10 protein-coding genes are annotated in these 10499 nt (G+C 54.4%); 5 read left to right on the top strand and 5 right to left on the bottom strand.

Annotated elements, in window-relative coordinates; all coding sequences use genetic code 11:
- Positions 1-180: NnrS family protein (locus IBX51_RS12930; protein ID WP_367166353.1), on the bottom strand; the 180-nt coding region annotated here is incomplete at its 3' end.
- A gap of 124 nt (positions 181-304) precedes the next feature.
- Here IBX51_RS12930 and IBX51_RS12925 point away from each other — a divergent pair.
- Entirely contained in the window at positions 305-682 is a 378-nt protein-coding gene (locus IBX51_RS12925) for a SirB2 family protein (RefSeq protein ID WP_291831695.1), read from the top strand.
- Positions 683-692: 10 nt separating this feature from the next.
- On the opposite strand, the gene IBX51_RS12920 is transcribed toward IBX51_RS12925, so the two are convergent.
- A complete protein-coding gene (locus IBX51_RS12920; protein WP_291831694.1) occupies positions 693-1514 on the bottom strand; it encodes an ion transporter in 822 nt (273 codons plus the stop codon).
- A 217-nt stretch (positions 1515-1731) separates the two neighbouring features.
- Between IBX51_RS12920 and IBX51_RS12915 the strand changes: the two genes are divergently transcribed.
- The gene (locus tag IBX51_RS12915; protein ID WP_291831693.1) at positions 1732-3084 is read left to right on the top strand and encodes a hypothetical protein; all 1353 of its coding nucleotides are present in this window, start codon (positions 1732-1734) and stop codon (positions 3082-3084) included.
- Positions 3085-3209: 125 nt separating this feature from the next.
- Here IBX51_RS12915 and IBX51_RS12910 read toward each other — a convergent pair whose 3' ends face one another.
- A complete protein-coding gene (locus tag IBX51_RS12910) occupies positions 3210-4565 on the bottom strand; it encodes a nitrate/nitrite transporter (RefSeq protein WP_291831692.1) in 1356 nt (451 codons plus the stop codon).
- 275 nt (positions 4566-4840) lie between these two features.
- Between IBX51_RS12910 and IBX51_RS12905 the strand changes: the two genes are divergently transcribed.
- Together IBX51_RS12905 and IBX51_RS12900 are read left to right on the top strand one after the other, a co-directional pair.
- Positions 4841-5302: a universal stress protein gene (locus IBX51_RS12905; RefSeq protein WP_291831691.1), complete on the top strand. Its 462-nt coding sequence runs from the start codon at positions 4841-4843 to the stop codon at positions 5300-5302.
- Positions 5303-5349: 47 nt separating this feature from the next.
- On the top strand, positions 5350-6855 hold the full coding sequence (locus IBX51_RS12900) for an MFS transporter (protein WP_291831690.1): 1506 nt from the start codon (positions 5350-5352) through the stop codon (positions 6853-6855).
- 275 nt (positions 6856-7130) lie between these two features.
- Here the strand turns inward: IBX51_RS12900 and IBX51_RS12895 are convergent, their stop codons facing one another.
- Together IBX51_RS12895 and IBX51_RS12890 are read right to left on the bottom strand one after the other, a co-directional pair.
- Positions 7131-8723 (bottom strand): antiporter, encoded by a 1593-nt coding sequence (locus tag IBX51_RS12895; RefSeq protein ID WP_291831689.1) that lies wholly within the window; start codon positions 8721-8723, stop codon positions 7131-7133.
- A 327-nt stretch (positions 8724-9050) separates the two neighbouring features.
- Positions 9051-9716, bottom strand: coding sequence for a hemolysin III family protein (locus tag IBX51_RS12890; protein ID WP_291831696.1), 666 nt, complete (start codon positions 9714-9716; stop codon positions 9051-9053).
- 199 nt (positions 9717-9915) lie between these two features.
- On the opposite strand from IBX51_RS12890, the gene wrbA reads away from it, so the two are divergent.
- Positions 9916-10499, top strand: a 584-nt coding sequence (gene wrbA, locus IBX51_RS12885) for an NAD(P)H:quinone oxidoreductase (RefSeq protein ID WP_291831688.1), incomplete at its 3' end; no start/stop codon positions are given.

Below are 10499 nucleotides of genomic sequence, written 5' to 3'. Positions count from 1 at the left end.
CCAGAACAGCCCCGGCATGGCCAGCGGCAGGCGAACCGTGCCGGTGAGCTCCATAATCCACAGGGGAATGGCGGCGATAGCCAGCACACCCATCGACAGGAAAAAAATCCGGAAGGGGTAACTGAAGAGCTGGCCGGCGCTGACGGTGATGGGCTCAGGCGAGGTTGAGGTGGGCTGCATACAAATCTCCCGGATACATGTATATGCAGTTTATGTTAGGTGTGGCATGACGGATTAACCATACCTGCTTGGGGGTATTTTGCGTACAATGCGGTCATCATGCTGATTCGGAAAGGAATGTTCTATGAGTGCTTACGTATTGCTCAAGATGCTGCATATGGCTACCGCCTACCTGACAATTATCCTGTTTGCGCTGCGCCTGGTGCTGGATGCGACAGGCCGCCCGGGCTGGCGACAAACCCCGTTGCGGTTTATTCCCCACATTAACGACACCATTTTGCTGGTGTCGGCCATCTCTCTGTTGTTCGTGGTCGGTTACATTGCTGCCATGCCAGGCTGGATTATTGCTAAAATCGTACTGCTGGTCGGCTACATTATTGCGGGTGTGTTTGCCCTGAAAACCACCGTAGCCAAGCCCGTTCGGATTATTGCCGCAGTTCTCGCCCTGGCACAGGTACTTGCGATCCTCCATTTGGCTATGGCCAAGCCGTTCTTCGGCTAAGAGAGATGCGCTAGTGTTTGTCGCTGATCTGCCTGGTCAGCTCCTTTAGCTGTTCCTGAACAGCCTGGAGCTGGCGGGCGATTTCGTCCCGCTCGTCGTGGGCTTTTTCTGCCTCTTTAGCGTTTTGCTCCTCGCCCATTACTTCCAGTATTGCTCCGATCATCATGTTTAGAAACACGAACGCCGTCAGGAAGATAAAGGTCAGATAGTAGATCCAGCTCAGCGGATAGACCTCCATGGTGTCGTACATCACGTCCGTCCAGTCTTCGAAGGTCGCTACCCGGAAGAGGGTCAGCATGGCGATGGAGACGTCCCCCCAAAGGAAGTCATCAATATCCGCAAAGAACATGGAGCCCATGGCTGCGTATATATAAAAGATGATGAACATCAGCAGGGCGATGTAGCCCATGCGGGGAATCGCCTTGAGCAGGGAGTTGATCAAAAAGCGCAGCTCTGGCACCACCGAGATCAGTCGCAACACCCTGAATACCCTGAGCAGGCGGCCTAATAGCACAGCTTCTGCGTTATCGAGCGGGATCAGGCTGCCAATCACCACCAGGGTGTCGAACAGGTTCCAGCCGTCAAACAAAAAGCGCTTTTTGTTTTCAAAAACGGCGAAGCGGAACAGGATCTCGGTCAGGAAGAACAGCGTAATGGCGGTGTCCAATACGCTGAGGCTTTGTTCGATCAGGGGCGGAATATCGTAGGTTTTCGCACCAATGGTCAGCGCTGACAGAATGATGATGGCAATCACCGTGCCTTGAAACAGCTTGCTGGATTCAAGGCGGCGCAGTTGTTCAAAACCGGATGCAGGGCTCAACTCTGACGACATGGCAAACAACAACTCCAGAAAATTCGCAGGGGGCAGGATTTTAAAGGGCTATGCTGGTATTGGGTAGCTTGAATTGTGTTCAGAAACGCACTGGCAGAGTGTGTTGACCGGTAATAAGTTGTGCTTATCAAGCATGATGAGAATTATTCATTCGTGCTATGCGGTCAGGGTTTCCATAATCAGGTCACTAAAAACAAAGACAAGAGAGTAACTTCCTATGGCAGAGAGACCTGAATTAGCCGGTTGGCGCTGGGGGCCGTTTACCTTCCGCGTGCCCTTCTACCACACCCGACTGTGTTGGTCTGAATTTTTGCAGGGGCTGTTCGTCTCTGCGGCAACGGGCCTGGCCCTGATTCCGGTGATGACGGCTTTCTTTGGCTTGAGTTTTGAAGAGGCGGTCGCGCTCTCCATGATTCATGCCTCATTGATTGCGTCGGCGGTGATTGTTTTCGGCGAACCATACGCAGGCGGCTGGATCACGCCGGCGCTTCCGCTGATTCTGGCGTTTGTGATTGGTGGCTATGACGATCCGGCAAGCCGATTCCAGGCCATGACGGCTCTGAGCCTGGTGTTCGCCAGTCTTGTTCTGATGCTCGGGCTTACTGGCCTGGGCCGACGCTTCATCATCTGGCTGCCAGATACGCTGAAAGCGGGCATTATTCTGGGTGCCTCCATTGCCGCGCTCAAGCGGGTTTTTGTGGACGACGCCGAACGCTTTCTTCTGGAGCAGCCTATTGCCACCGGTCTTGCCTGTGCGATTTGCCTGATCTTCACCTTCTCGGTCCCGATGCAGAAGCTCAAAGCGCGAAATCGTTTTTTCTTCATGTTGGGCGCATTGGGCTTGTTGCCCGGGTTTCTGGCGGCGGCCATCATCGGGCCGTTGGTGGGTGAGGTGAATTTTGATATCCAATGGGGCTTTGTGGTGCCGCCGCTCGGAGAGGCCCTGGCGAAAGCGTCACCGCTGGTTAATGGTTGGCCCTCAAAGGAGATGATTGTTCAGAGTATTCCCTTGGCGTTGATCGCATACATTATCCTGTTTGGTGATCTGGTTACCGGTAACGAAGTGCTCCGGGAAGGGTTAAAAGTGCGCAAGGATGAGCACATCGATATCAACCTCAACCGCACTCACTTTTCGCTGTCGATCCGTAACGCCATTATGGGCATTGTTGCACCTTTCTTCCCGACTCAGGGCGCGGTTTGGACGGGCGTGCATGTCATCGTTGTCCAGCGTTGGAAGCAAGGGCCTACGGCCATGAACAGCTTGCACAGTGGGTTGGCCTCTTATTATCTGATGGGTATCCCGTTTATTTACTTCATGTTGCCGCTGCTAACTGGCCTGAAGCCTCTGTTAGGCGTGGCGCTGTCGCTTACGCTGGTGCTCACCGGGTTTGCCTGCGCCTACATTGCCATGTCGATCCCCAGAGACAATGCGTCCAGGGGCACGGTGGTTTTGATTGGCGCGGCCCTGGCGTTCTTTGAGCCGTGGCAGGGTCTGTTGATCGGTGTTGTCGCTACATTGGCATTGGTGGGCTGGGACAGAAACCCAGACCCGATTCCTCACGACGAATGAGTGGGTGGCAAGTCGGATGGGTGTGGCTATCCGACTTGCTGCAGCACGATGTGCCACTCCTCGCCAGGAAATTGCGCGCCTGATAGTTTCGTAGACCATCCCAATGCCACCTGAAACGCTCGTCGTCAGCGCGGCTTTGACGGTTTGATCAGTGGCGCATTTTGCCGCCAACGGCTGAGTGGATAGAACAGTTGGGGCGATGCCAGTTCTGGAAGATCCGTGCGCTCTTCGTGGGCCGCCCACTCTGCCCGTTCTGCTTTGCGAATCGCGTAGTGCATCCATGACAGCGCCATGGCGGCAATCAGGAACATCAGCATGAAACTGCTCTGCCAGATGCCGGTGAAGTCGTTCAGCATGCCGAACGTCAGCGGCAGAATGAACCCGCCAAGCCCACCAATCATGCCAACTACACCGCCAACAGCACCGACGTGCATGGGGTAATACACCGGGATGTGTTTGTACACGGCAGCCTTGCCGAGCGACATGAAAAAACCAAGGATAAAGGTCAGCACCACAAAAAGCACAAGACTGACCTCGAAACTGAAACGAATATCCGCGTTGATACCGTGGATCACGTATTCGGTTGGCGGGTAGCTGAGCAGGAAGGTGCAGATGACCGATGCGATGAAGGTCCAGTACATTACCCGGCGGGCACCGTAACGGTCCGACAACCAGCCGCCAAGAATACGGAACAAGGAGGCGGGCACTGTGTACAGGGCGGCGATCATGCCAGCGGTCTGGATGGTCAGGCCGTATACACCGATCAGGTAGTGGGGTAGCCACAGTGCCAGGGCGACAAATGCCCCAAAGACAAAGAAATAATACAAGGCAAAGCGCCAGACACGCAGCTCTCTCAACGGAGTCATCTGTTCAGCAAAGGATTTCTGCTCGGCGTTGGCGCGCGCTTTGGCCAAGGGATCGGTTTTGGCAAACACAATAAACAGTAAGCCCATCACGGCCAGGACCAGGGCATAAATCTGGGCAGTTTTCTCCCAGCCGAAGGCGACCAGCAGGAAGGGCGCACCGAAGTTAGTCACCGCAGAGCCCACGTTACCGGCTCCAAAAATCCCCAATGCCGTGCCTTGCCTGGCGGGCTCGAACCAGGCCGCGGTATAGGCAACGCCTACGATAAAAGCACCACCCGCCAGACCAACCCCCAGGGCGCCAAGCAACATCATTGGATAGGTGGTGGCAAACGTCAGCAGGTAAACGCAGGCAGACGTTGTCAGCATCAGAATGCCGAATACCCATCGGCCGCCATAGCGATCCGTCCAGATGCCAAGAAAAAGCCGGCTGACTGATCCGGTGAGAATCGGGGTGGCCATCAGCAGGCCTAGCTGGGTATCGGTCAGCCCCAGCTCTTCGCTGATGCGAATGCCGATAATCGAAAAAATGGTCCAGACGGCAAAGCAAAGCGTGAACGCAAAGGTTGATAAACCGAGTGCGCGGTGCTGCTCGGGCCTGGTTGGTGTGGTTGTCATGGGCGCTCTCTGAAAGCACGGTGAACCTGTTTGAAATGCTATCAAACTTGGCGCGTTTTCATGGGGCGCATTGGGGGTACCTCCTGTTGGGAGGGGGAGGGATAGGTTAACGACCACTTTCGCCGGGAAGGGGATAGCTAAGGGGTTTCTCTGGTGGGGTACGCGAGGCGTTCGTTGATGCAAGTCAATTATGGGCGGCTGACGCTGTGGGGTAATGCTGGCGAATACCAACGGATCGTCTGTTTAAGGCGAGCTGAAATGCCCCGGAGAATCCCATGAACATCATGATTGCCTACGATGGCTCCAGAAACGCGAAATTGGCGCTGGCCCAAACCATTACTATGTTTCGAACACTCACGCCGAAAATAACGCTGGTTGCGGTTGCTGAGAACCCCCGTGACATCACTTCTGGCAATGAAGATATGTTTCAGGAAGAAGTTACTGAGCTTAAAGGTTACCTGAAGGAAGCGCTGGAAGTGTGCGAGAGCCAGAAGGTATCGGCAGAAACGATGTTGCTTGAAGGTGACCCCCGCAAAATGCTCCTTTTCGCGGCGGAAAAAAAGGTGCACCCCGACATGCTGGTGATCGCGCGCCACAGTCATGAGCCGGATGGTGGCTTTATTGCCCGATCACTCACCTACTTTGTTGATGAGCTGGATTACATGACGTTTGGCAGCGTCAGTTCATTTCTGGCGCGCCGTATTCAATGCCCTCTTCTAATTCTGCCCAGCCGCTGATACGCACTGGCTGTTCTGTTCTTCTTGCCTAGCCTCAGGAGGCTCAAATGAAAGTCGCTGACGTATTCCGCGTCCGCAATCCGGAGATCAGGGCGCTGCATCTGACCTGGATTGCCTTTTTTATTACCTTTTATGTCTGGTTCAATATGGCGCCATTGGCGTCCAGCATGCTTAAGAGCGTTGACTGGTTAAGCAGAGATGACCTGCGCCTGTTCGCCATCTGTAACGTGGCCTTGACGATTCCTGCCCGAATCATTGTGGGCATGGCATTGGACCGTTTTGGTCCGCGTCGGGTGTTTTCTGTTCTGATGGTCACTATGTCCATACCCGCTCTGGCCTTTGCCTTTGGGAACACCATGACCCAGTTGCTGGTCAGCCGCCTGATACTCAGCTCGATTGGTGCCAGTTTTGTGGTGGGCATCCACATGACCGCCATGTGGTTTAAGCCTAAAGATATTGGTTTTGCTGAGGGTTTCTATGCTGGTTGGGGCAATTTTGGCTCTGCAGCTGCCGCTATGACTCTGCCGACCGTAGCCATCACCCTATACGGTGGTGACGACGGATGGCGTTGGGCTATTGCCCAGAGCGCCATCGTGATGGCGGGTTATGGCATCTGGTACTGGTTTGCCATTACCGATGGTCCTGCAGGCACGGTTCATCGCAAGCCTCGTAAAGCGAGCGCCCTGGAAGTGAGCACTTGGGGTGATCTGGTCAAGTTGGTCCTGTGGACCATTCCGCTGATTGGTGTTCTGGCTATCCTGGTGTGGCGAATCCAGAATTTGGGCTACCTGAGCGTCACCGGGGCCATCATCTGTTATGTGGTCATCTTCCTGGTGGTCTGCTATCAGATTGTTCAGATCCTCAGGGTTAACGTGCCTATTCTTAAAAAGGGTGTGCCTGAAGACGATAAGTACCCATTCAGCAGTGTTGCTGCCTTGAACAGTACCTACTTTGCCAACTTCGGGGCCGAACTGGCGGTGGTTTCCATGCTGCCTATGTTTTTTGAAGAAACCTGGGGGCTGAGCGCCACGATTGCGGGCCTGATTGCGGCCTCCTTTGCCTTTGTCAACCTGGTGGCTCGCCCGATGGGCGGTATGGTGTCTGATCGCATGGGTAACCGCCGTTTTGTGATGCTCAGTTACATGTTTGGCATTGGTATTGGCTTCGCGCTGATGGGCCTGCTCAATTCCAGCTGGCCGCTGATCATTGCCGTTGGTATTACGGTGTTCACATCCTTCTTTGTGCAAGGCGCGGAAGGTGCAACGTTCGGAATTATCCCGTCTATCAAGCGGCGCCTTACCGGGCAGATCTCCGGAATGGCGGGTGCTTACGGTAATGTGGGCGCGGTGGTCTACCTGACCATCTTTACCTTTGTGACCCCGACCCAGTTCTTCTTCATCATTTCTGCGGGAGCGTTCATCAGCTGGGTGCTGTGCATTATGTGGCTTAAGGAGCCTGAGAGCGGGTTTTCTGATGAATACCATGTCTCATCTGTAGACTTGCAGATAGAAGAGGAAGAACGCCTCCGGGCGGCTGGCCAAATGGCAAGATAGACCGCGCTCAATAAAGAAAATCAAACCCGCCATGGAGTAATCCTGGCGGGTTTTTGGTTTGTGCTGAACGCTCCATGATCAGCTCTAGCGTGTGATTTCGCGCCCTGTAGGATGGGGTAAGGGGGCTGTTTTGTGGGCTTGGGAATGTTGTGAGGCGGTTCTGGAATGCCTTTCGCTCCAGGTGGTTTAGGGGCTGGCCGGGCGTTGTCGTAGGCATAAAAAAGCCGGCCTTTGTGGGGCCGGCAAGCAGAGGTTTAACGCTGTGGTTGGTGCAATTACGGGTTCTTGATGTAGGCGTTCTTGCGCAGGTAGAACCACCAGTTCACCACCAGGCACACGGCATAGAACATGGCGAATCCGTACATGGCAATTTCAGGAGTGCCAGCCTGGATTTCCTGGCCCATGACCCTGGGTGCAATGAAGGCGCCATACGCTGCAACCGCAGAAGTCCAGCCAAGAACCGGTCCCTTTTGCTGCTGATCGAAGATCACGCCGATACTGCGGAACGTTGAGCCATTACCAATGCCGCTAGCGGCGAACATGAGGATGAACAGCATCAGAAAGATCGGGAAGTAGGCGTTGGGATCTGTAGAATTGTAGGCCAGCATCATCACATAACCGGTCGCTACAGAGGCAACAACCATCACTACCGAGATAATCTGGGTAACGATGGAGCCGCCCATTTTGTCAGAGATCCAGCCGCCCACCGGACGAATCAGGGCACCAACAAACGGCCCTATCCAGGCCCAGGTCAGGGCGCTCGGCGCATCGGGGTTGACCACCCGAGTCACGGTGCCGTCTGCGGCGACGTCCATCATGTTGCCAAAGATGACGCTGATTGAGAGTGGCAGCGCGGCGGAGAAGCCGATGAACGAGCCGAACGTCAGGATATAAAGCACCGTCATCGACCAGGTATGCTTGTTGCTGAAGATGGCAAACTGGTTCTTGATGTTGGGTTTAATGTCGCCCGGAATCAGGCGCAACAGCACGACCGTCAGGATGATAGTCAGTGGCAGCGCAATCCACATGTTCATCATGCTCAGCGCCCACACACCCGCCAGTGACGCGAGAAAGCCCACACCGTAAAGTCCGAGGATTTTGCCGAAAGCGGATAGCGGGCTGCCGGGGTTGGGTGTGATCACTTTCAGATTATTCATCCCGAACCAGCTGGCAAAGGCCAGCGGAATCAGAAACACCAGCCAGATAAACCCGGCGTTTTGGATCCAGGTTTCTGTGCCTGCATCAATGCGGCCAATCAAGGTGCCGCTGGCGCTCTGAAGCTCCAGCGAGCCGCCGGCGAACGCGCCAAAGATGCCGACTGTCATCACCAATGGAATCAGGATCTGCATGGTGGTGACGCCGAAGTTACCCAGACCGGCGTTCATGCCCAGACCGTAACCCTGCTTTTTCTTGGGGTAAAAGGAACTGATGTTGCTCATGGAGCAGGCAAAGTTACCACCGCCAATACCCGATAGCAGTGCCAGTGCCTGGAATACGATGAAGGGGGTATCTGGGTTCATCAAAGCAATACCGGTACCGAACGCCGGTATCATCAGGAGCGAGGTGGTAAGGAAGACGGTATTGCGGCCACCGGCAATCTTGATCATAAAGGATGCCGGAATTCGCAAAGTTGCACCCGACAAGCCTGCAATGGCCGTCAGAGTGAACAGTTGCTCAACCGTGAAAGGAAAGCCCAGATTGATCATCTGTGTGGTGATCATGCCCCACATCAGCCAGATGGCGAAGCCCATCAAAAGGCTAGGAATGGAAATCCACAGGTTTCGGGAGGCGACTTTTTTACCTTCTCGTTCCCAGAACTCTTCGTTTTCGACATCCCAATGTTCAATGTCGGCGTTGGTTTGTGCCATGATTTTGCTCCTTGGTTTGACTGACCCGGAGCCACATTAATGGTGGCTCCAAGGCTTTGGAGCTATTGTGCAGAGGAGGTGTGCCGTTCAAATTTGATAGATATCAAGGATTGTCAGGGCTATTTGTAGTTACGGATTCCGGCAGGCGATATCTGATTTCGGTTGTTTGTTTTTCTTATAATAAACATGAAGTTGTGGCGGTGGTATGTCTGATGGGGTAGGCGGTTCAGGGTCTGGCGCAGTAGAGGTAGCCATTCATTTCCGGGCCGCCATGATGACGTTTGGCGTCATGTCGGTGACTGCGCACTGAGTCTGGAGTGTCAGATGCTATATGGCATAGGGCAGCACGCCAAAATAGACGGCGCTGAAATGACAGGCGCTACCGCCAATCACGAACAGATGCCAGACGGCATGCATGTAAGGGGTGCGATCTGCCAGATAAAACGCGACGCCCGCGGTATAGATGATGCCGCCGGCAATCATCAGGTAGAGCGACGCCTCATTAAGATTGGCAACCAGGTCAGACGAGGCAAAAATAATCAGCCATCCCATCGCGACGTAAATGCCAACCCGTGCCAGTTTGAACCGGTTTTTGAATATTACCTTGAGCACCACGCCGGTCAGTGCCAACGACCAGATGATGGCGAACAGTGTCCAGCCGGTGGTGCCGCGCATGTTCACCAGCAGGAACGGTGTATAGGTGCCCGCAATCAGCAGGAAGATGGCGCAGTGATCCAGGGTCTTGAATGCCGTTTTCAGCGCCGGACTGCGAGCGCCGTGGTAAAGCGCAGAGGCCATGTACAGCAGGATCAGTGACGCACCAAAAACACTGAAACTGACGATTTTCCAGACGTCACCCAACTGGCTGGCAGCGACAATCAGGGCCACCGTGCCGATCACACTAAGGATGGCGCCAAGGCCGTGGGTTGCACTGTTGATCCATTCTTCAATGCGATGATGCACAGAGTCTGAAGTGGTCTGGCTGTGGCTCATGGGTACGGTCATCTAAGATTGTCTCAATTGGGCGAAAGTATAATTTAGTTCAGCGTACATGTGTACGCAAAAGTTTGCCATGGCCGAGTTGTGACTATGTTCAGAAAAACTGAACGATCTGCAGCAAATCTTCCGTTTTGCTCATTTGGCGCTGCCGGTTAAGCTTTTACTATCGAAAACAGATGCAGGAGATTTTCTGATGGCAAAAGTACTGGTTCTTTATTACTCGATGTATGGCCACATGGAAACCATGGCAAACACGGTTGCCGAAGGTGCGAAAGGCGTTGCGGGTGCAGATGTAGTGGTTAAGCGTGTACCTGAAACCATGGCCGATGAAGCGTTCCAGAACGCTGGTGGCAAAGCGGATCAGAGTGCGCCGGTTGCGAGCCCGGCTGAGCTGGCCGACTACGATGCCATCATATTTGGCACGCCGACCCGTTTCGGTAACATGGCTGGCCAGATGCGCACCTTCCTGGACCAGACCGGTGGGCTTTGGGCCGGAGGTAAGCTGCACGGAAAAGTGGGTAGCGTGTTCACCTCAACCGGCACTGGCGGCGGGCAAGAGCACACCATCAGCTCCTTCTGGACCACGCTTGCCCATCACGGCATGGTCATTGTGCCCCTTGGGTACGGTATTCCGGACTTCTTCGATATCTCTGAAATGAACGGCGGAACACCTTATGGTGCCTCCACCATCGCCGGTGGCGACGGTTCACGCCAGCCCAGCGAGAAAGAGCTGAACATTGCCCGCTATCAAGGCAAGCATGTGGCGGAGCTGGCGGT

The sequence above is a fragment of the Marinobacter sp. genome (genome assembly GCF_014859525.1).
Lineage (GTDB): Bacteria > Pseudomonadota > Gammaproteobacteria > Pseudomonadales > Oleiphilaceae > Marinobacter.
Note: the sequence above shows the minus strand (reverse complement) of the source record. Positions and strands in the feature narration are given on the sequence as shown.

What these genes read in the sequence shown, in the direction of transcription:
- IBX51_RS12925 (WP_291831695.1), top strand. Translation starts at nt 305, where the DNA reads ATGAGTGCTTACGTATTGCTCAAGATGCTGCATATGGCTACCGCCTAC.
- IBX51_RS12890 (WP_291831696.1), bottom strand. Translation starts at nt 9,716, where the DNA reads ATGAGCCACAGCCAGACCACTTCAGACTCTGTGCATCATCGCATTGAA.
- IBX51_RS12920 (WP_291831694.1), bottom strand. Translation starts at nt 1,514, where the DNA reads ATGTCGTCAGAGTTGAGCCCTGCATCCGGTTTTGAACAACTGCGCCGC.
- IBX51_RS12905 (WP_291831691.1), top strand. Translation starts at nt 4,841, where the DNA reads ATGAACATCATGATTGCCTACGATGGCTCCAGAAACGCGAAATTGGCG.
- IBX51_RS12915 (WP_291831693.1), top strand. Translation starts at nt 1,732, where the DNA reads ATGGCAGAGAGACCTGAATTAGCCGGTTGGCGCTGGGGGCCGTTTACC.
- IBX51_RS12910 (WP_291831692.1), bottom strand. Translation starts at nt 4,565, where the DNA reads ATGACAACCACACCAACCAGGCCCGAGCAGCACCGCGCACTCGGTTTA.
- IBX51_RS12895 (WP_291831689.1), bottom strand. Translation starts at nt 8,723, where the DNA reads ATGGCACAAACCAACGCCGACATTGAACATTGGGATGTCGAAAACGAA.
- IBX51_RS12900 (WP_291831690.1), top strand. Translation starts at nt 5,350, where the DNA reads ATGAAAGTCGCTGACGTATTCCGCGTCCGCAATCCGGAGATCAGGGCG.